The following is a 21,344-nucleotide window of genomic DNA, read 5'->3' as shown; positions in this document are numbered from 1 at the left end:
CATTAATAGTTTCACACTAATACATTTTAACCTAAAACAAGGCTTCTTGACAATAAAATTATAAAAGATTAAAAAATATGAAGGAAAACAAAGAAGGAGGTGGGAAATATGCCAATATATGAATTTGAGTGTGAAAACTGCCACGAAAGATACGAGATTATGACTAATATTGGTGAAGAATTACCCAAAACCTGTGTAAAGTGTGGAGGAAATCTCAGAAAAGTATTCTCCCCTGTGGGAATAGTATTCAAAGGATCAGGCTTCTATACTACAGATTATAAAAGAAAAAATTCAGAATCTAAAAGCTCCAGCGAATCAGAGGGGGAAAAATAAATTTCCCCCTTATTTTTTTGTTCCTACCACAATCAGACGTCTTGACCCTATATGAAATCTTTTCCCGTCATAATCTCCTATAAACTTCTCTATTGTAAATCCTTTTTCTTCTAAAATATGAGCTATTTCACTCGGGGTATACAAGTATATTTTTCTTACAAACTCCTTCTTAGTGTTGTTCTTTAGATCAAAAACAAGTCTATTAGATATATAGTAGCCAGATTCGGGTTCAAAATGATGCTCTGTTAGTAAAATATAATCATTCAAGATATCCCATGAATATGGAATAAAGTACCTTAACAAGGCATCTCTGTTTTCAATATCTATCAGAAATTTACCTCCCTTTTTAAGGATATTATAAACTTTCTCTATAGCTTCTTTATCTTCCTCATAGGTAGAAAGACCAAAACTAGTATATAGAGAAAAAACCACATCAAACTTATATCCTAATTTCTCTATATCTTTATATTCCATTATATAAAACTCTACATTAAATACCTTCTCTTTTTTTGCTTCCTCTTTTGCAATTTCAATTAAGTCTTCGGATCTATCTATTCCTATAGCTCTATATCCTCTCTTTCCAAGTTCAAGAGTATGCCTACCAAAGCCGCAGCCAAGATCCAAAATAAGATAACCTCGCTTAATAGCAAGAGTAGACTCGAGAAAGTCAACTTCTTTACGAGTTCTCTCGGGAGTTAGATGCTTTGCAAGGTACAAGTAATAATCTCTACTAAAATATATGTCCCGCCAATCTTTATTTTCTTCCATATTTCTCCCTAAGGTAATAGAGTAATACTGTCAAATCACCTGCATTAACACCTGTAATTCTCATAGCTTGTCCAAAGGTATAAGGTCTAACTTTCTCAAGTTTCTCTCTTCCCTCACGAGACAAGTGAGGTATCTTTCCATAATCTATATCGTGAGGGATTTCTAAACTTTCGTACTCCTGAAATTCTTTAACCTTATCTAATTCCTTTTTAATATATCCTTCATACTTAATATCCGTTTCCACGGTATCCCTCCACTTTTTAGGAAGATCCCCTGCCAAACCTATTCTTTCCAAATCATCATATGTTATTTCCGGTCTTTTTATGATTCGTACTAAAGGAATAGGTTGGACAATAGGACTAGTTCCTTTTTCTAAAAGGATTCCATTTATCTCTTCGGGTTGTACTGAAACTCTTTCAAGGCGTTTTTTTTCATATTTTATTCTCTCCATTTTCTCTTGGAACATCTTCCACATATCCTCCGATATAAGCCCTAATTTATACGCCTTAGGAGTAAGTCTTTGGTCTGCATTATCAGCTCTTAGTAATATCCTGTATTCTGCTCTTGAAGTTAAAATCCTATAAGGTTCATCTACCCCTTTTGTAACAAGATCATCTATCAAGACTCCAATATATCCTTCATCCCTCCTTATTATTAAAGGCTCTTTACCGATAAGACTTAAAGCTGCGTTTGCACCTGCAACAAGTCCTTGAGCAGCAGCTTCTTCATATCCTGTAGTTCCATTTATTTGACCAGCAAGATACAAACCTTTAATTTTCTTAGTTTCAAGAGTGAATTTCAGTTGATGAGGATAAACCATATCATAAGCAATAGCATACCCAGGTCTTATCAACTCCACCTCTTCAAGACCTGGAATACTCCTTAAAATCTGTATCTGAATTTCCTCAGGAAGGCTTGTATATATACCTTGCACATATATTTCCACAGAATTTCTTCCTTCAGGTTCAAGGAATACTTGATGAGTTTCATGATCAGGAAACCATATATATTTCTCTTCTATCGAAGGACAATATCTTGGCCCTTTTTTCACCATTCCGCCAATTCTGGAAGCTGTTAGATGAATATTAGCGAGAACAATTTCCTTAGTTTTTTGAGTAGTTCTTGTAAGATATGAAGGCACTTGTTCTCTTGGTTCTGGTTCCTCCCAAAAAGAGAAGGAGTGAAGTTCCTCATCACCAGGCTGGATTATAGTTTTACTAAAATCTATAGTTCGCTTATCAACCCTCGGGGTTGTTCCTGTATTAAATCTTCCTACCTCGAGCCCCAATCTTCTCAAGGCATCAGAAAGCCCCACCGAGGGAAATTCGTTCATTCTACCAGCAGGTTTTGACCAGGTACTTATGTGGATAACACCGTTCATAAAAGTACCAGGAGTTATAACTACTCTTTCTGCATAAAACTCTTTTTTTGTGGATAAAATTACTCCCTTTACCTCGTTGTCCTCTACAATTAGATCTACTACCTCTCCTTGATAGATCTCTAAATTTTTAATAGATTCAAGAAATTCCCTCATCTTGGCAGGATAAATCCATTTATCAACTTGAGCTCTTAGAGCCCTCACAGCAGGCCCTTTAGATGTGTTTAGCATCTTAACTTGAATCATGCTCCTATTGGTGATTCTTCCTGTAAGTCCTCCAAGAGCATCGATTTCCATAATGAGATGCCCTTTTCCTGGTCCTCCCATAGCAGGATTACAAGGAAGCCAACCTACGGTATCATAATTCATGGTAATCAACAATACTCTTACACCAAGACGAGAGGCTGCATAGGCAGCCTCACATCCAGCATGTCCTCCGCCAACCACAATTACATCATACTTTTCCATTTTTCCTAACCTCTAATACTCCAAGTTTTTTAAGAATAAATATGATTAAGAACAGAGTACCAAAAAGTAAAATAGCAGAAATATATGGATCTTGCAATAAGGAAATTATAACTGCAAGAAGAGCCATACAAATAGTGATTAAGTAAATAAATGCTATACTTTGTTCTGTAGACATACCAAGTCTCAAAAACCTATGATGAATATGATCTTTATCATATCTCCATGGAGCTCTTCCTTCGAGTATTCTTCTTATAATAGAAAAGGCAGTATCAAGGACTGGAAAACCAAGAACAATAATTGGGAAAAATAAGTTAATAACTGTACTAATTTTTAGTACCCCAATTACAGAAATAGCCCCTAAAATAAATCCTAAAAACATTGCTCCCGAATCTCCCATAAAAATGGAAGCCGGAGGAAAATTATAAAACAGAAAACCTAACACAGCCCCTAAGATACTGGAAAGAAGTAGAGCCATTTCAATTCTTCCTAAAATAAGTGATATTATAAGAAGAGAAAAGGAAGAAATAACAGAAACACCACCAGCAAGCCCATCAAGACCATCTATAAAATTCATAGCGTTGGTGATTCCTAAAAGCCATACAAAAGTTATTACATCAGCCCAAAAACCTTTAATTATTATCTTAGTATAAGGTACTCTCCAAATTTCTACTCTTACTCCCAATATCACAGCTATTAAGACTGCTAAAAAGGTTAACCAAAATTTAGGTTTAGGCTTTAACTCTACAAAATCATCCAGAAGTCCTACAAGAAAAACTAAAAGTCCGCCAAATATTATTTTTTCTACTACAGGGGATTTATTAAATATTACATTTACTACTAAAATGCTCAAGAAAAATGCCACCCCACCAATTCTGGGTATAGGCTTTAAGTGTACTTTTCTATCATTAGGAATATCTACCGCTCCTACTTGATAAGCAATCTTTTTAACCCAAGGAGTAAGTAAAACAGATATTACTAAGGATAAAAGAAATGCAAAAAAAACATTCATTTTTCTTTCTTATCCTTCAATTCGTATGCTAATATAATAGCTTGAGCAATTTCTTTCATAGGCTTACGTTTATCCATACTTGCTTTTTGAATTAATCTGAATGCTTCATGCTCTTTTAAACCTTCCCTATCCATAAGAATACCTTTAGCTCTATCTACTAATTTTCTTGTTTCTAAAGCATCTTTAAGATCTTCTACTTCTTTTCTTAAAAGCTGAAATTCTTTAAATCTTGCAATAGCAATCTCTATAGCAGGAAATAAATCAGATTCCTTAAAAGGTTTCACAATATAGGCAACTACCCCTACCTCTTTTGCCTTTTCTACAAGCTCCCTATCAGAATAAGCGGTTAAGAAAATAATTGGTGCTATTTCTTCTTGGGTCAAAATCTTTGCTGCCTCAATGCCATCCAAATTTGGCATTCTTATATCCATTATAATCACATCGGGTTTTAACTTTCTTGCAAGCTCTATTGCTATTTTTCCATCCGAGGCTTCCCCAATTACCTCATATCCTTGACTTTCTAAAAGTTCTTTCAAATCCATTCTAACTATGGGTTCATCCTCTGCTATTAATACTCTTACAGTCTTCATATACTCTCATCCTCCTTAAAGGATATCTTGAAAAATCTCATTAGCAAGAAGAATTCCCTTTTCTGTCAAAGCTACCCTATCACCTTCTTCTTTAATTAACCCATTTTCTAAAAAAACAGAATAATTTTTCATAAAATATTCTATCCTTTTATCAAATCTATTTTCAAACTCCTTTTTTGAAATCCCTTCCATAAGCCTTAATCTTAAAAAAAGAAAATCCTTCGCAAGTTTGTCGCCAGTCAAAAATTCTCTTTCTTCAATAGGAAGAATTCCTTTTTTTATTTTTCCATAGTATACATAAAGATTTCTACAATTTCCATATCTAACCGGTGGATCATAAGAATAAGCAGAAACCCCAAAGCCATAATATTTCTCCTGATTCCAGTATTTAAGGTTATGCTTGCACTTATAATTTTCATTCTTAGAGAAATTTGATATCTCATAATGAATAAAGCCATTATCTTTAAGATAATTCATAGCAAAGGAAAACATTTCTGCTTCCATATCACTATCAGGAAGTTTTATTTTGGACTCTAAATACATCTTATAAAATAGTGTTCCTTCCTCGATCATAAGATTATAGATAGAGATATGTTCTGGATTTAATTTTACAGCCTCCTTTAAGGAAAAATAAAAATCTTCTTGTTCTTGAAAGGGAAGAGAATAAATTAGGTCTATATTTATATTTTTAAAATCAGCCTCTCTAAGCATATGGAATGTTTTATAGATATCATCCGTATCATGTATCCTACCAAGAATTTTAAGCTCTTTTTCAATAAAAGATTGGGCCCCTATACTTATCCTATTAATACCAAGTTCTTTCCATACTTTTATTTTTTCTCTATCTACTGTTCCAGGATTAACCTCCATAGAAATTTCAACACCTTTACTTAACTTAAACTTTTCTTGTATAAACTCAAAAATCTTTTCTAAACCTTTCAAAGAAAGAATAGAAGGTGTACCTCCCCCCAAATATATGGTATCAATTGTCTCTCCTTTTGATTTCATATCTATCTCTCTTAAAAGATGACTTATATACCTCTCCTCCTCCTCTTTAGAATATCTAAAGGACACAAAATCACAATATGGACATTTTCTCACACAGAAGGGTATATGAATATATATGCCAATAGGATTAGAGGAGATCATAAGATTTTAAAGCGTTAAGAAGAGAATAATTGGTCATATCTGATTGAAGAGGAGTTATGGAAATCTTTCCATTTTTGATAGCCCATATATCAGATCCTTCCTCTCCGTTTTCCTCAACATATCCATGCAACCAAAAATATTCTTTATTTCTTGGATCAAGCCTTTTTTCAACTATATTCCTGTAGTGAAACTTTCCTTGGTAAGTAAGACAAATGTCTGTTATTTTAGCATTAGGGGGTATATTTATATTCAAAAAGGTTCCTTCGGGAATAATTTTCAAAAATTTATCAAATAAGCTGATTAATAAATCGGTGGCTTTTTCAAAATCTTCTTCCTTTCCATCCTGATACACCGATATAGCTATAGCGGGAATGCCATTTAAAGAAGCCTCTCTCGCTCCAGAAACAGTACCTGAATAGATTATATCGTTTCCTAAGTTATATCCCCTATTTATGCCTGAAATAACTAAATCTGGTTTTTGAGCTAATATAGCATAAAGTCCTAAAAGTACACAGTCAGCAGGATTTCCATTAGTACTCCATACTTTAACTTTTTCAAGAGACCAATTAATTTCGTTTATTCTTAAAGGTTTGTGAAGGGTTATAGCATGACTTCCTCCACTTCTTTCTCTTTCAGGCACAATAATGTAAATCTCCCCAAATATACTAAGTTTATTCCCCATTATTTTCAGAGCAGGAGAGTTTATTCCATCATCGTTAGTGATCAAAATTCGGTACTTTCTCATTGACCTAATCCCTCTTTAGTACAGTCCAAAAAGCTTCTTGTGGGATTTCCACATGTCCTATCTTCTTCATCCTTTTTTTCCCTTCTTTCTGCTTCTCAAGAAGTTTTTTCTTTCTTGTAACATCTCCACCATAACATTTTTGAAGAACATTTTTCTTCAAAGGCTTTATCTCTTCTCTTGCTATAATCTTACTTCCTATACCAGCTTGAATCACAACCTCAAAAAGTTGTCTTGGAATAACATTCTTAAGTTTTTGAACCAACTTTCTTGCTTCTTCATAAGCTTTATTCCTGTGTACAATAATAGAAAGAGCATCTACTGGTTTTCCATTTATAAAGACATCAAGCTTTACAAGATTTTCTGGTCTATAACCAATAAATTCATAATTCATAGATCCGTAACCTCTGGTTATAGACTTTAACATATCAAAAAAGTCAGTAATTATCTCTGAAAGAGGGAGCTCTGCCGTAATAAGTACTCGGGTAGGAGTTAAGTACTCCATATTTTTAAAAATTCCCCGTCTCCTATCAATAAGTTCCATTATTCCTCCTACATATTCATTAGGAGTTACAATACTCGCAAGAACAAAAGGCTCTCTAAACTCCTCAATTTCATAAGGTGGTGGCAATTCTAAAGGATTTTGAATCATTTTTCTTTCTCCTTTCTTGGTTATGACCTCATATGCTACTGAAGGTACTGTAGTAATTATATTTAAATCAAATTCTTTCTCCAATCTTTCTTGCACAATTTCAAGGTGTAACAAGCCTAAAAAGCCACAACGAAAACCAAACCCTAAAGCAGGAGAAGTTTCAGGCTCATAATATAAAGATGCATCATTTAAGCTTAGCTTTTGAAGAGCATCTCTTAATTTATCATAATCCTCGTTTTCAATGGGATAAATTCCACAAAAAACCATAGGTTGCAGCTTTCTATAACCTGGAAGAGGCTCCTTAGCTGGTCTTTCTGATAAAGTTATAGTGTCCCCTACCCTTGCCTCCGAAATTTCTTTAATGTTTGCTACTATATATCCCACCTCTCCAGCTACTAAACTTTCTACAGGTTTCATCTCAGGAGAAAAAATTCCCAATTCCTGAACCTCATATTCACTTCCCGTAGACATAAGTTTAATCTTATCTCCGATTTTTACTTCTCCCTCAAATATCCTTACATAAACTATTACTCCTCTATAAGAGTCGTATTTTGCATCAAAGATTAAAGCTTGAAGAGGATCTGAGGGATGACCTTTAGGAGATGGAATATATTTAACTATACCCTCTAAAAGTTCCTCTATACCCCACCCTTCCTTTGCACTCACAAAAAAAGTCTCACCTATATAATCCTTTCCTAATAATTCTTCAATCTCCTTAGCAACTCTATCGGGTTCTGCATTAGGAAGATCAATTTTATTTATTACAGGTATAATGACCAAATTATTTTCAAGGGCAAGAAGTAAATTGTTTATAGTTTGTGCTTCAATACCTTGTGAGGCATCTACTACTAATATGGCACCCTCACAAGCAGCAAGACTTCTTGAAACCTCATAGGTAAAATCCACATGTCCAGGAGTATCAATCAAATTTAGTTCATAAGTTTCTCCAGACTTTGAGTTATATAAAAGCCTAACTGCTTGGGCTTTCACGGTTATTCCTCTTTCTCTCTCCACATCAAGGGTATCAAGAATTTGATCTTTCATTTTTCTTTTTTCTACTGTTCCAGTGTATTCCAAAAGCCTGTCTGCTAAAGTAGATTTTCCATGGTCTACATGAGCAATAATACTGAAATTCCTTATTTTAGATGTGTCTTTCATCGGTATTTCCTTCCTCCCTTTTTCTATATCTTAAATTATATAACATTTTACCTAATCTTTTGTTTTACGAAATTTTATGCTATAATTCAGTCTGTCAAAAATAAAACCATAAAAAATTTTAAAATAAAGGAGAGGGAAATAAAAGATGGCAAATACAAAATCAGCAATTAAAAGAATTAAAATTAGCGAAAGAAATAGAATCAGAAACAGGGTTAGATTAGGTAAAATCAAGTTCTACACTAAACAGTTTCTAAAGTTCTTAAACGAAAACAATATTGAAGAAGCAAAGAAAATACTTCCCGAAGTAATAAGTGCTATTGATAAAGCAGCACAAAAGGGTACTTTGCACAAAAACACAGCAGCAAGGAAAAAATCAAAACTCATGAAATTACTTAATCAAAAACTTTCAGCTAACCTTTCTTCCTAATTTAAGTATAACTTTTTCTATTAGTATTCTTTGATCCTTACTTGTAGTTTTATAGTCCATATCAACCTGCCGCAGAAGGAAATAAATCTCCATAAGTTCTGCGGCAGTGTACTTTGTTAACGCTTCTATAGATTTTTTAACTACAAAAGGATGTAAACCCAACTTTTCCTTTATTTCATCAGATGAGTACCCATCCTTAAGAAGAGCATTTATCCTAAGAAGTTGTCTTATCTGTTTTATAACTATTTCAAGTATAACTTGAGGATAAACTCCTTCACTCCACAAAGCATCTATTCCTGAGAAGGCAATAAGAAAATCTCTCCTAAGTAGAGCATCCAAGAAGGTATAAAAGGCAACTTCCTGTGTGGCTAAGACTTTTTTCAGATCCTCTATAGTAACCTCATTCCTTTCTCCTACAAAGGCACAAATTTTCTCTATCTCCTGCATTAAAATACCTATTTTATCGGCATAGTTAATAGAAAGGAAATATATACTTTCTTCATCTATAGACTTACCCTTTTCCTGAAACTTTTCTTTAATCCATCTTCTTAAAGCATCAGCTCTAAATTTTGTAAATTCCACTAATCCCTCAGGAGGAATATATTTAGCATAGCTCATTCTCTTAGCCTTTTCTTCCTCAGCATTAGCCATAAAAACAATACAAGTATTAGTTAATCTCTTAAATAGCAAATCAAGTTTTTTAGGCATATTTTGATCTTTCAACTCTTGAGCGTGCCTTATTACTATTAATTGATCCCCTAAAAGAGAGGGTGATTCCAAATAAGGAACAAGATTATCCCAACTAATCTCATCGGCAAAAAAAGCCACGTAATTTGCATTCTTAAATCTTGCTTTCTTAAGTTCCTCAAGAGCTTCTTCCATGAGAAACTTTTCCTCTCCTGTAAATAGGTATACAGGAGAAAACTTTTTTTCTTTAATTGAATGTTTAAACTCCCAGTAGTTCATTTTCTTCTCTTTTCCTTAATATAACAGGAAGCAAAATAAGAGATACACTAATTAACAAGCTTATTTTATAATGTTCTCCAATCAATTGCAAACTCTCAAATAAAATATCAATCAACTTAGATAGAATTTTTTCAAAAATAAAACCCATAGGCAAAGAGAAGCCTATTAAATAGAGGAAAGAGAAGAAAAGGACTAAGCTAAAAATAGGTATGGCAAAAAAATTAGCAATAATACTTATAGGCTTTAAGCTACCAAAATAATAGATATTTAAAGGAGCTAAAAATATCATGAGCCAAAAAGAACTTTCCCAAATTTCTTGGAGATAAGCCGGCAAGAATTTAGAAAAATTAGGCTTATACAAAAGCCCTAGCATTGCTAAATAGGAAAGCTGAAAACTTACGTTAAACAATTTTAAAGGGGAAATAACAAGATTAACAAAAGCGACCCAAAAAATAGCATTTAAATTATCCTCTTCCCTTCTTAAAAGAAAGGCAAGAAGTATAAAAACATATTGTCCTATGACTCTCCACACAGGAGGATTATCTCCTATTATCCATCCATAAAATACCAAAAGAGGAAGAATAACAATTCTGACAAGAATTCTACGAAGAGGAATTAAAGCACTGAAAATATTTATGAGAAAAGAAAGATGAAGTCCTGAAATAGCAAGTAAATGGGAGGTCCCTGTATTTACAAAAAGATTTTTTACATCTTCTGAGAGACCTCTTCTCTCTCCCATAACTATTGCTAGTAAAAATTGTTCTTTATAATCCTCAAAAACTGAATATACGTTACTTATTCTATTTCTTAAATTATTCCTAATTCTTTCTAAAGAATTCTTATAGCCTCTTTTAATTAAATAAATTTTCTCAGCTTTAATAAGATAAAGGATATCTTCATCCCACAGAGAATATAAATTCCCTTGATTCAATGGATATAACCCTACTCCCTCTAATAGTATTTTATCTCCTATTTCAAACTTCCTATTTTTAATATTGAGTTTTCCCTTCTCTTTAAATCCCTCTATTTTAATCACATAACTATTGAAATCTTTCCCCTCAAAAGAGTCTTCTACTATTCCAGTTAAGCTTTTAAGCTTAGCATTACTATAAACTTCAAATTGGGGAAAGCTGATTCTGTATAAATAAAATCCAAGTAAAAACAAGAATATTAAAGTTATGTAAAAATAAATCTTGGATTTTCTGTTAATTACAAAAACTAAAAGGAGTAAAAATAAAAAGAAATAAACAAAACTCAGATTAATTTTGGCAAATATAATTCCCAATATATAGAAAATTAGAAAATAAAAAGAATAAGGAAATTTCAAAGAATCACCACGTAATTTGATCTCTTATTCTCTCAAGCTTTTTTTCTCCAATTCCTTTTACATTTAACAAATCTTCAGCAGAACCAAAAGGACCATTCTCCTCTCTATATTCAATAATTCTTTGGGCTAAAGTAGGGCCAATCCCCGGAAGAGATTCTAACTCTTCTTTACTGGCGGTATTTATATTGACCTTATCACTTTTAGAAGTATCTATCTTTCTTGTACTTAAAATCGCTTGAGATTTTAGCTCATTCTCTGAATTTTCTAATTTTGAAGGTATATAAATTTTAGAACCATCTCTTAAGAAATCTGCAAGATTAACTTTATCCAAATCAGCAGAGGGCAAAGATCCACCTGCCAAATTAATAGCATCAATCACCCTTGCCCCCTCTTCCAATTTATAAACTCCTGGATTTTTTACCTCTCCTGTTATGTGAACAATAATAAATTCGTTTTTGTCTACATCAATATTATTACCACCACTTAAATTAGAGACCATAGAAAATAAAACCCCTACTAAAATTACAACAAAAATAACCAAAAGAAATTTTTCTTTCTTCTCAAACATTTATTTTTTATTTAAAACCAATTTTTCCTTTTCCTTCAATTTCGATAGTTGTTTTAAAAGTACTTCAATAGCCTTCTCTAATTGTATATCATTATCCTTCCCTACATTTTCTGGTGCCATTTCTACTATTACATCAGGTTGAATCCCCTCTTTATTAATATCTTTACCAGATGGAAGCAGATATTTTTCAGTAGTCAGCTTAAGGGCAGAACCATCAGAGAGAGTAAATATAGTTTGAACCACGCCTTTTCCAAAGGTTTTTTCTCCTAAAAGAATTCCTTTTCCATAATCTTTTAGCGCTCCCGAAAGTATCTCAGATGCACTCGCAGAATACCTATTCACAAGTACTACAAGAGGCTTATTCCATCTATATAATCCCTTAACAACTTTTTCTCCATATAAGTTCTGATTCCTATCCATTCTATATACTACTACACCTTTAGTAGTGAATGTCTTTGTTTCTCCATTCTTTATAACGGTTTTTACCTGATCATTGTCAGAGATAAACATACTGGCGATCATGACTGCAGATCTTAAATCTCCACCAGGATTGTTTCTCAAATCAAGTATTAACCCAGAACTTTTTTCTAATTTCTTTAACGCGTCTATAATCTTTTGGGGAGAATTTTGAGTAAATTCATAAAACTTAATATAACCAATATTATTCTTTAAAGTTTTATATTCAACAACAGGAACCTCGATCAATTCCCTTTTCAAAGTATATTCATAATATTTTTTTTCAGATTCCCTATAGATCTTAATTTTTACTTCCTTTCCAATTTCTCCCCTAATCAAAGAGACAACCACATCTAAAGGCTTATTGATAACAGACTGTCCATCTACCTCAACAATCTGATCTCCTGGCTTTATCCCTGCTCTATGGGCCGGAGTATTTTCTATAGGAGAAACCACAAGAATCTTACCATCCTTTGACTCCAATCTTATCCCTACCCCTCCAAATACTCCCTGCATGTCCTCAGTAAAAGTCTTAAAAGACTTTGGATCAAAGAACTCTGTATATGGATCATCAAGAGCCTTTACCATTCCCCTAATGGATTCATACTCTAATTTTTTGTTATCTAAATTCTTTTCAATATAAGCATTTCTCACATAATATAGTGCCTCTATGTATACTTTTACACTGGAAATAATATCCTCTAAGGAATCCTTTGCAATGGTAAACTTTGGTAAAAGAAATACTCCTATTCCAATTATCACAACTGAAAGTAAAAGCCAAACTCTTATTTTTATTCTCATCTTATCCTCCTTCTATTTTAACCAAGTTAAAGGATCCACAGGATCCCCGTTTATTCTTACTTCAAAATGTAAATGAGGTCCAGTACTAAGACCCGTTGATCCCACATAGCCTATCACATCACCTTCTGCAATCTCTTCTCCTACTTTTACCACAATTTTAGAAAGATGTCCATAAACAGTTGAAATTTTTCCTCCATGATCAATTATAATCATATTTCCATATCCACCATACCAACCTGCAAAAATAACTCTCCCAGAAGCCGCAGCCCTAATAGGAGTTCCATAAGATGCGCTTATGTCAATCCCAGTATGAAAGAGAGGTGCACCACCTAAAAGAGGATGCCTTCTCATTCCAAATCCTGAAGTAATACCTCCGATAACTGGCCAAGAAAGTTTACCTTTTTGGGCTTTCTGAATATTTGATGAGGCTAATCTTCTAATCATTTGCTCTATCTCTTTGGATTCCCTTTCAAGGGTCGCTACTACTTGTTGTTGGTATCTCTTTTGAGTTCTAACCTTCTCCAAGTATGCCAATTTTTCTTTTTTCTTTTTCTCTATATAAGCTTTCTTTTCAGCTATGCTTTTAACCAAAGCCTCAACCCTTTTTTCCTCTTCCTCCCATCTTTTCTTTGTCTGTTGTATATCTTTACATTGAGTATTTAAATTATTTAATCTTCCTGCTTCAAGTTTCATAAGAGTCTTTAAATAATAAGGTACTGCTATTTGAAAAAAAGCATCATTTAAAAATATCAAGCTGAAAGAATTATTAATTTGCAATAATTTATAAGAATCACCAAGATTTTCTTTAAAGTTTAAACTCCTATACTTCAAATTTCTCTGAAGTATACTCAATTGAGTAGATAACACTGTTAATTTTGCTTGTGCCTCTCTTAATCTTGACTCGGCAACATTTAATTCTCTCTCTGCCCTATCAAGATCCTGATCAATTTTAGTTATTTCACGAACAATATTAACTTCTACAGACTCTAAATTTTTGATCTGCTGCTTAAGAGATTGGATTTGTTTTTGTTTTTGTTGTAATTCTTTTTGCTTTTGAAGAATTATAGAGGACGTATCGGCACCATAAATTGAAACTAACATCAAGGATAATATTAATATTATGATTACAAATCTTCTCATCTTAGTCTCTGAAAACTTATTAGTGCAGAAGTAAAACTCACAATAATACTTGAAAGTATAAAATACAAAACCCAAACAAGAGAATGTCTTAGGTCAAATATAAATTCAAAATAAGGTAAATATACAATTATGTAGCTTTTAATAGAGGAGGAGATTAAGAAGATTAACAAAAAGGCTATGACCGACGACGTAAAGGTCACAAAGATATTCTCCCATATTTGAGAAGGTACTGAAAAGTTTGGAAAGGCCAAATGAGCGTGAGCAAGAAGTTCTACAGAGATTATCAAAAAGGCAAAACTTCCTAGATATATAAATAGTTTTTTGATGCAGTTTATAAGATTATTAAGCTTATGCCATTGATTCACCATATCTTCAGAATACCTTACTTCCTCCACAAAGTTGTAGTTCATAACAAAACTCAATATATTTTCAATATTGTCGAGAATTAAAGGAGTTATTTCCAAGGCCTTAGGCAAATTATCAGGTGATCCCCAGGCAAATATATCATTCTCTCTTCCAATAATCTCTTTTAATTTTTCCCATGCATCTTTTTGAGTAATATAGTTTATTTCCTTTATATGAAAGTTATTTTTTAAGTCATCAATGAGCTTTAATATTTGAGAGTCAGGGGTTTTTGAGTTTATAAAAGCATAAATCTTAATCTTCTCAATCCACATATTTAAAGAACCATTCATAGCAGTAATAAAAATCACAATGGCAAAAAATACAACATATAAAATTATAAACCCTAAATATAAAAATATCCCCTTACTCTTTATTCCTTCCCAAAACTCTTTAGCCCCTGACATGTATAAATTATACCTCTATATCTTATAGAAAAGCAATACAATTAAGACTCCTATTACACTTCCCAGGTTTAATCTTAAATCAAAGCCTAAGGTAAAAACAAAAAAATAAAAATCAAGATTAATAGGAGAAAAACCAATATTTATACCTTTTTTTAAAATTTCAAGCTTATCTGATAATGCCTCAGCCAAAACTCCTCCTACCAAGAATCCTAAAATTAGTAAGAGAATAAACATTCTTGTAGAAGTCTTGTTTCTTCTCATAATTCACCCCCAGAGTATTTTTTAATAAATCTTAATACATACCCCCCTACCACTCCATTGAAAAACCCCGTAATAATTCCGAAAATTATTAAAAAAGGTGCATAATACAAAATTGCAGAATGAAAAACAAAAAACATAACTATAAGAAGCTGTACAAAATTATGAGTCAGAGCTCCTATTATACTGTTAGAAATTAAACTGATGTTAGATTTTGCTAACGCCCCCATAACCAATGTACTTGCTATTCCCCCAAAAAACCCTAAATAGAAAGATATATTCAAAAATCCTCCTAGTATAATGTTTACTATAATAACTCTAAATATAGTTATAACAAGAGCTTCTTTCAAACCTAACATATATATGGCAATAAGAGAAATTATATTTGCAATGCCTACTTTGCCCCCTGGAAGAGGAAAAAAGGGAGTTATAAATAGACTCTCTAAATAATAAAGAGTACAGGCGAGAGACAGTAATAAGCCCAATAGAGAAATATAATATATCTTATTTTTCCTAATATTTGTAATCTTCATTTTTCACAAAATGTATATTAGGAGAATACCAGATTTTCCCATCACTAAAGACAATAACAACCCCTAAATCCGTAAATTTTTCCCAATAAGATATAGCTTTTGCTCCCATAACAAAGAAGGCAGTAGATAAAGCATCAGCTTTAGTAGCATTTTCACTTATTATACTCACACTCATAACCTCTCTTACAGGATATCCTGTTTTAGGATCAATTAAATGGCAATACCTTATTCCATCTCTTATAAAATATCTCTCATAATCTCCAGAAGTAGCCACAGAACCTTTATTAATATAAACTAATCCTATATAATCATCTAACTTACGAGGATTTCTAATTCTTATCTCCCATTCATTTCCATCCTTAGGTTTACCATATACTCCAATTTGCCCACCTATATTTAATAAGGCTCTTTCTATCTTATACCTTTTCAGAGAGGATAATAACCTATCTAAAATGTATCCTTTTGCTATTCCCCCAAGATCAATCTCCATACCCTTAGGAATAAAAACCATCTTTTCTCTTATCTGAATCCTTCGAAAATCTACTTTTCTTAATTCTCTCTTTACTTCATCCTCCGTAGGTATCCTATATCTTTTGTCATAAAATCCCCATAATTTTAAGAGAGGAGCAATTGTAGGATCAAAATATCCATCAGTCATTTTTGCGTAATATATTGCTTTATTTATAATCTCAAGAGTATCTTCTGCTACTTTTACCCAACTTCCCGCCTTTGAATTTATTCTATAAATATCACTATTATTGCTAAATCTATCCAAAAGCTTAGCCAGATATTCTAAATTCTCCCAACACTCATTTAAAGCCCTCTCACCATCCCTTCCCCATATCCTAACCTCTATAAAGGTATCCATTAAGATTCCATTTCTATAATATTCTCTACTTTCATCAAAGTTTCTTATAAAGAGAAAAAATAAAGCTCCTATAAATAAAAAAGAAATTAATATTTTTATTTCTTTAGCAAAATGAGAGCTTTGGTTGGACATTTCTCTACACAAATTCCACAACCATCACAAAGATTATAATCAATCACAGGAAATCTTCCATCCATCTTTATAGCACCCTTAGGGCATACTTTCTCACAAATCCCACAACCTATACATGCTTTAGAACATACTCTTCTTGCCTCAGGACCTGGAAGTTCCGTTTTGCATCCCAAAAGAAGAGGTATATCAACAGGAAGAAGGGTTAAAATCCCCCTTGGACATGCTTTTACACATAAACCGCATCCAGTACACTTCTCCATATCTATCTTAGGAAGTCCATCTTCACCCATATGAATTGCATCAAATGGGCATGCCTTAACACAATCTCCAAATCCTAAACATCCTGTAGGACAACCCTTATATCCACCCTGAACCAGATTTGCAGCTTTACAGGTATCCACACCTTTATAAACATATTTCTCTTGAGCTATTCCTTTTCCTCCCTGACAAGTAAGAAAAGCTACACTTTTAACCATTGTTATATTTTCATCTACTCCTAAGATCTTAGCTATATTTTTAGCAACTTTTTCTCCCCCTACTACACAACCAGTATACGGAGCTCTTCCCTCTACAACTGCCTTTGCAAAACCCTCACAGCCAGGATAACCACAAGCACCACAATTAGCCCCTGGAAGCACATTTAAAATTTCAGTAATTCGAGGATCTACCTCTACCTTGAACTTTTCTCCTGCAATAGCAAGTCCTATTCCAAACAAGAGCCCTATAGCCCCTAATACTATTACTGAAATAAGTACTAATCCCATAAGTTTAATCCTCCTTAATGGGCTAATCCTTGAAATCCTAAGAAAATAAGAGCAAGAAGTCCAGCAGAAATGAAAACTATAGGATATCCTTTCCAAAACTCAGGTATTTCCGAATAAGATAATCTGTCTCTAATACTTGCAAGTAAAATTAAAGCAATTGTAAATCCCAAAGAGACTCCTAATGAATATACAATTGCTTCTATTAAGTTATGACCATAGTTTATATTCAAAAGAGTAACACCAAGAATAGCACAGTTAGTAGTTATCAATGGTAAGTATATTCCCATAGCCTTATATAAGCTCGATAAGAACTTTTTTATAACCATTTCCACTAACTGAACCAACACTGCAATAACAAGAATAAAAGAAATAGTTCTCAAGAATAATAAATTTAAAGGTACCAATATATAATAATAAATGAAAAAGGTAACCACTGAAGCCATCACCATAACAAAAGTAACAGCTGCACCCATACCTATTGAGGTCTCAATTTGAGTACTCATACCTACAAAGGGACATAAGGCTAAAAATCTCATAAAGACAATATTGTTTATTAAGGAGGCAGAAATAAAAAGCATAAAGAGTTTTCCAATTATATTCATAGTTATAATTACCTCCTACTTACTCTCTTCTCAAACCATTTTAGTAACCCTATTAGTAAGCCTATTCCCCAAAAAGCACCAGGGGGCATTGTAAATACTTTGGCTGGATCAAAACCACTAAATATTACTTTACCTAAAATAGTACCATTTCCCAAAAATTCCCTAATCAATCCAAGGGCTACTATAGCCCAGATATAACCTAAACTTATACCAATTCCGTCGGCAACAGATTCTAAAACACTATGCCTATATGCAAAAGCCTCTGCTCTTCCAATAATAATGCAATTCACCACAATTAAAGGTATGAATATACCTAACGCTTTATATAGTTCTGGGAAATATGCAGAGATAACTAAATCTACGATTGTAGTAAAAGTACCAATTACAATGATAAAAATAGGTATTCTTATCTCGTTTGGGGTTATAGGTCTTAGCAAAGAAACAAAAAGATTAGAAAAGATCATCACAAAAGAAAAAGCAAGACCCATTCCAATAGCGTTTTCCACACTGGTAGAAACAGCAAGCACTGAACACAAACCTATCATCAATATAAGAACAGGATTTTCTTTGAAAATACCATTTACTACATACTTAAAGAAATTTCTCATATTTTAACCCCCTTAAATTCTGTTATGTTTCAAAACCTCATTAATTGCTCTAACTACCGCAGAGGAAGAGATAGTTGCTCCAGAAACAGGCGTGATATTTTTTTTAGCCTCCAAATTTGGTTCTTTTTTCCCTATAAATTGTCCTAAAAAATTATCCTTAGTAACCTCTGTACCAAGTCCTGGAGTTTCCTGTTGAGATACCACTTTTACTTTTTCTATCACTCCCTTGTCATTCACTGCAACAAGTAGTACTATATCACTACTATATCCTTTAGTGCTTACCTCCCAAACTTTCCCTACCTCTTTTCCATCCCTCTTCCCTATGTATATTTCATTTATATTAACCAAAGGATCAATATTCTTTGGTTTATTTGACAAAGGTACAAACTCAATTGCTTCAGGGAGAAGCTCTTTGAGCAATAAATTTCTCTCTTTTGCTTTATTAAGTTCTATGACCTTTTGAGTATTCTCATAAGTATAGGCAAGAACACCTGCAGCTATGGCACATATGAGCATTAAAGTTAAACCATATCTCAAAATGTTTTTCATTTTTTCACCTCTCCAAATCTATGAGGCTTTACAAGATTATCAATCAAAGGAGTTAAAGCATTCATAACAAGAATTCCATAAGAGACACCTTCCGGATAAGCACCCCAAAATCTTATAACTATGGTAAACAACCCTGCTCCTATACCAAAGATCAATCTTCCCTTAGAAGTAAGAGGTGTAGTTACCCAATCAGTAGCCATAAAGAATGCTCCTAAGAAAAGTCCTCCAGAAAGTATTTGAAAAATCGGGTCTTTTCCTAATAAAAAAGACATAATAAACACTGTTAAAATAAAGGAAACTGGAATCTTCCAATCAATAATATTTTTATAGATCAGCCATAAACCACCTAAAAGCAAAAGAAGAATTGATGTTTCTCCAATACATCCTGCTCTATTTCCTATAAAAAGATCCCAATAACTTGGTAAAGAGTATCCTGTAAGTTTGAGTTTTTCTATAGCCAGAGGAGTTGCAGTAGAAAGGTTAGACATAAAGCCTAATCCGCCTATTGGTTTAACCCAGGAAGTCATAATCTGAGGATAAGAAGATAAAAGAAAAGCTCTTCCTACAAGAGCGGGATTTAAAAAGTTCTCTCCAATTCCCCCAAAGACCTGCTTAGCAAGTAAAATGGCAACACCCGTTCCAATAATAGGAATCCAAAAAGGTACATTAGGAGGTAAGATTAATGCTAACAAAAGTCCAGTTACTACAGCACTGTAGTCTTTAAGAATACTTAAAGGTTTTCTTCTAATATACAGAGCAAGAGCCTCCCACAGAACTGAAGAAACAACACTAACAAGTATTACTATAAGGGCATAAAACCCAAAAAAATATATACCTGCTAAAGTAGCAGGTAGAAGAGCAAGAATAACCTGTCTCATTGCATAGGAGGTATCTTCTGTTGTAAAAATATGAGGAGATGAGGAAACAATCAGTTTTTCATTTTCTAACTCCATAAATAGTTCTCCTCCTTTTACTTTCTTCTCCTTGCTAAGATGTCAGTTTTCCCTACCCTAATCCATTGAAGAAGAGGCCTTCTTGATGGACAAATGTAATTACAGGAACCACACTCAATACAATCTAAGATTCCTAACTCTTCCGCCTCAACTAATTTACCCTTCTTTACATATCTTGCCAATGTGGTTGGCATAAGTCCCATTGGACATACCTCAAGACACTTTCCACATCTTACACAAGGAATTGGATCATAATATTCAACTTTATCTTCGGGAAATACCACTACCCCAGAAGTACCCTTAACTATTGGCGTGTTTAAATCATATATTGCAACTCCCATCATCGGTCCCCCAAACAAAATCTTACCAGGCTTACCTTTAAATCCTCCCACATATTCTATAAGCTTTATTACAGGTGTACCTATTAAAACTTCTAAATTTTTTGAAGAATTAACTCCCTCACCTGTTACCGTAACCCCCCTTGATATTAAAGGAAGACCTGTCCTAAAATGCTCAGCTATAGCCACTGCTGTTCCCACATTGTTTACCACAACCCCCACGTCCATTGGAAGCCCACCCGATGGAACCTCTCTTCCCAACACTGCCTTTATAAGGTGCTTTTCAGAACCCTGAGGATATTTAGTAGGTAAAGTAACTATTTCAATGTCACTGTCAGCATATTTCTTCAAAACTTCCACCGCATCTTTCTTATTATCCTCGATACCTATAATTCCTCTTTTCACTCCAAGCACATACATTAATATATGTAATCCCTCGATTATTAATTCTGGCTTTTCTAACATCAACCTATAGTCAATAGTTAGATAAGGCTCACATTCGGCACCATTTAAAATAACAGTGTCTATCTTCTTTTCAGGAGGAGGCGAAATTTTTACATGAGTAGGAAAAGCAGCTCCTCCAAGACCGACAATACCAGCTTCTCTAATCCTACTTTTAATCTCCTCAGGAGAAAGATTTTGCCAATTCACTGAAGGAGGAAGATCAGGATAAACTTCATCTTTTCCGTCAGGTTCTATCTCTATTCCTACCATTTGCTTACCCGTTGGATGAGGATAGAGTCCTATCCTCTTAACAGTGCCTGAGGTAGGAGCATGAATAGGAGCTGATACATAAGCTTGTTTGTCACCTATTTTTTGACCTTTATATACATAATCTTTTACCTTTACTAAAGGATCATTAGAGGCTCCTGTATGTTGCCAAGTAAAAATTATTAGTCTTTCAGGAAGAGGCAATTTAGAAATAGGACTATCTTTAGAAAGCTCTTTTTTCTCAGGAGGATGTACACCACCTTTAAAACTAAGTATCTTCATATAAA

Annotated in this window: 24 protein-coding genes; 2 read left to right on the top strand and 22 right to left on the bottom strand. The window is 33.4% G+C overall.

Annotation, left to right across the window (positions count from 1 at the left end; all coding sequences use genetic code 11):
• Positions 1–108 precede the first annotated feature (108 nt).
• A complete protein-coding gene (locus DTUR_RS05730) occupies positions 109–333 on the top strand; it encodes an FmdB family zinc ribbon protein (RefSeq protein WP_012583476.1) in 225 nt (74 codons plus the stop codon).
• 9 nt (positions 334–342) lie between these two features.
• Here the strand turns inward: DTUR_RS05730 and DTUR_RS05725 are convergent, their stop codons facing one another.
• Genes DTUR_RS05725 through lepA form a run of 7 tightly spaced genes read right to left on the bottom strand, consistent with a single transcriptional unit; the run spans position 343 to position 8,247 of the window.
• On the bottom strand, positions 343–1,101 hold the full coding sequence (locus tag DTUR_RS05725) for a class I SAM-dependent methyltransferase (protein ID WP_012583475.1): 759 nt from the start codon (positions 1,099–1,101) through the stop codon (positions 343–345).
• On the bottom strand, positions 1,088–2,947 hold the full coding sequence (mnmG, locus tag DTUR_RS05720; protein ID WP_012583474.1) for a tRNA uridine-5-carboxymethylaminomethyl(34) synthesis enzyme MnmG: 1,860 nt from the start codon (positions 2,945–2,947) through the stop codon (positions 1,088–1,090). Before mnmG ends, DTUR_RS05725 begins: the two co-directional genes overlap by 14 nt.
• Positions 2,934–3,956: an MraY family glycosyltransferase gene (locus tag DTUR_RS05715; protein ID WP_012583473.1), complete on the bottom strand. Its 1,023-nt coding sequence runs from the start codon at positions 3,954–3,956 to the stop codon at positions 2,934–2,936. Before DTUR_RS05715 ends, mnmG begins: the two co-directional genes overlap by 14 nt.
• Positions 3,953–4,546: an ANTAR domain-containing response regulator gene (locus tag DTUR_RS05710; RefSeq protein ID WP_012583472.1), complete on the bottom strand. Its 594-nt coding sequence runs from the start codon at positions 4,544–4,546 to the stop codon at positions 3,953–3,955. The genes DTUR_RS05715 and DTUR_RS05710 overlap by 4 nt, the downstream gene beginning before the upstream one ends.
• Before the next feature lie 15 nt (positions 4,547–4,561).
• Complete coding sequence (gene hemW, locus DTUR_RS05705) at positions 4,562–5,695, bottom strand: radical SAM family heme chaperone HemW (protein WP_012583471.1); 1,134 nt, start codon at positions 5,693–5,695, stop codon at positions 4,562–4,564.
• Positions 5,682–6,440, bottom strand: a complete 759-nt coding sequence (gene surE / locus DTUR_RS05700; protein ID WP_012583470.1) for a 5'/3'-nucleotidase SurE — start codon at positions 6,438–6,440, stop codon at positions 5,682–5,684. The genes hemW and surE overlap by 14 nt, the downstream gene beginning before the upstream one ends.
• Before the next feature lie 4 nt (positions 6,441–6,444).
• On the bottom strand, positions 6,445–8,247 hold the full coding sequence (gene lepA / locus DTUR_RS05695; RefSeq protein WP_012583469.1) for a translation elongation factor 4: 1,803 nt from the start codon (positions 8,245–8,247) through the stop codon (positions 6,445–6,447).
• 145 nt (positions 8,248–8,392) lie between these two features.
• On the opposite strand from lepA, the gene rpsT reads away from it, so the two are divergent.
• Positions 8,393–8,674 (top strand): 30S ribosomal protein S20, encoded by a 282-nt coding sequence (gene rpsT, locus DTUR_RS05690; RefSeq protein WP_012583468.1) that lies wholly within the window; start codon positions 8,393–8,395, stop codon positions 8,672–8,674.
• Here rpsT and holA read toward each other — a convergent pair.
• From holA to rsxC, 15 genes are all read right to left on the bottom strand, one after another.
• A complete protein-coding gene (holA, locus tag DTUR_RS05685; protein ID WP_012583467.1) occupies positions 8,654–9,640 on the bottom strand; it encodes a DNA polymerase III subunit delta in 987 nt (328 codons plus the stop codon). The two genes, rpsT and holA, sit on opposite strands and share 21 nt — an antisense overlap.
• Positions 9,621–10,967: a ComEC/Rec2 family competence protein gene (locus DTUR_RS05680; protein ID WP_012583466.1), complete on the bottom strand. Its 1,347-nt coding sequence runs from the start codon at positions 10,965–10,967 to the stop codon at positions 9,621–9,623. Before DTUR_RS05680 ends, holA begins: the two co-directional genes overlap by 20 nt.
• Before the next feature lie 4 nt (positions 10,968–10,971).
• On the bottom strand, positions 10,972–11,466 hold the full coding sequence (locus tag DTUR_RS05675; protein ID WP_242603682.1) for a helix-hairpin-helix domain-containing protein: 495 nt from the start codon (positions 11,464–11,466) through the stop codon (positions 10,972–10,974).
• A 69-nt stretch (positions 11,467–11,535) separates the two neighbouring features.
• Positions 11,536–12,792 (bottom strand): S41 family peptidase, encoded by a 1,257-nt coding sequence (locus tag DTUR_RS05670; protein ID WP_012583464.1) that lies wholly within the window; start codon positions 12,790–12,792, stop codon positions 11,536–11,538.
• A gap of 12 nt (positions 12,793–12,804) precedes the next feature.
• The gene (locus DTUR_RS05665) at positions 12,805–13,932 is read right to left on the bottom strand and encodes a murein hydrolase activator EnvC family protein (protein WP_012583463.1); all 1,128 of its coding nucleotides are present in this window, start codon (positions 13,930–13,932) and stop codon (positions 12,805–12,807) included.
• On the bottom strand, positions 13,929–14,741 hold the full coding sequence (locus tag DTUR_RS05660) for a cell division protein FtsX (protein WP_012583462.1): 813 nt from the start codon (positions 14,739–14,741) through the stop codon (positions 13,929–13,931). Before DTUR_RS05660 ends, DTUR_RS05665 begins: the two co-directional genes overlap by 4 nt.
• 15 nt (positions 14,742–14,756) lie before the next feature.
• Positions 14,757–15,002: a DUF4321 domain-containing protein gene (locus tag DTUR_RS05655; RefSeq protein WP_012583461.1), complete on the bottom strand. Its 246-nt coding sequence runs from the start codon at positions 15,000–15,002 to the stop codon at positions 14,757–14,759.
• A complete protein-coding gene (locus tag DTUR_RS05650; RefSeq protein ID WP_012583460.1) occupies positions 14,999–15,532 on the bottom strand; it encodes a Gx transporter family protein in 534 nt (177 codons plus the stop codon). Before DTUR_RS05650 ends, DTUR_RS05655 begins: the two co-directional genes overlap by 4 nt.
• Positions 15,513–16,532, bottom strand: coding sequence for an FAD:protein FMN transferase (locus DTUR_RS05645; protein ID WP_012583459.1), 1,020 nt, complete (start codon positions 16,530–16,532; stop codon positions 15,513–15,515). Before DTUR_RS05645 ends, DTUR_RS05650 begins: the two co-directional genes overlap by 20 nt.
• Complete coding sequence (locus DTUR_RS05640) at positions 16,496–17,296, bottom strand: RnfABCDGE type electron transport complex subunit B (protein ID WP_012583458.1); 801 nt, start codon at positions 17,294–17,296, stop codon at positions 16,496–16,498. The genes DTUR_RS05645 and DTUR_RS05640 overlap by 37 nt, the downstream gene beginning before the upstream one ends.
• A 14-nt stretch (positions 17,297–17,310) precedes the next feature.
• The gene (locus DTUR_RS05635; RefSeq protein ID WP_012583457.1) at positions 17,311–17,898 is read right to left on the bottom strand and encodes an electron transport complex protein RnfA; all 588 of its coding nucleotides are present in this window, start codon (positions 17,896–17,898) and stop codon (positions 17,311–17,313) included.
• An 8-nt stretch (positions 17,899–17,906) separates the two neighbouring features.
• The gene (rsxE, locus tag DTUR_RS05630) at positions 17,907–18,506 is read right to left on the bottom strand and encodes an electron transport complex subunit RsxE (protein ID WP_012583456.1); all 600 of its coding nucleotides are present in this window, start codon (positions 18,504–18,506) and stop codon (positions 17,907–17,909) included.
• A 12-nt stretch (positions 18,507–18,518) separates the two neighbouring features.
• Complete coding sequence (locus DTUR_RS05625; RefSeq protein WP_012583455.1) at positions 18,519–19,055, bottom strand: RnfABCDGE type electron transport complex subunit G; 537 nt, start codon at positions 19,053–19,055, stop codon at positions 18,519–18,521.
• Positions 19,052–20,008, bottom strand: a complete 957-nt coding sequence (locus DTUR_RS05620; RefSeq protein WP_012583454.1) for an RnfABCDGE type electron transport complex subunit D — start codon at positions 20,006–20,008, stop codon at positions 19,052–19,054. Before DTUR_RS05620 ends, DTUR_RS05625 begins: the two co-directional genes overlap by 4 nt.
• Positions 20,009–20,025: 17 nt before the next feature.
• On the bottom strand, positions 20,026–21,339 hold the full coding sequence (gene rsxC / locus DTUR_RS05615; protein WP_012583453.1) for an electron transport complex subunit RsxC: 1,314 nt from the start codon (positions 21,337–21,339) through the stop codon (positions 20,026–20,028).
• Between the last annotated feature and the right edge of the window lie 5 nt (positions 21,340–21,344).

The sequence above is a fragment of the Dictyoglomus turgidum DSM 6724 genome, assembly GCF_000021645.1.
Taxonomy (GTDB): Bacteria; Dictyoglomota; Dictyoglomia; order Dictyoglomales; family Dictyoglomaceae; genus Dictyoglomus; species Dictyoglomus turgidum.
This window is presented reverse-complemented; position numbering and strand designations above follow the sequence as displayed.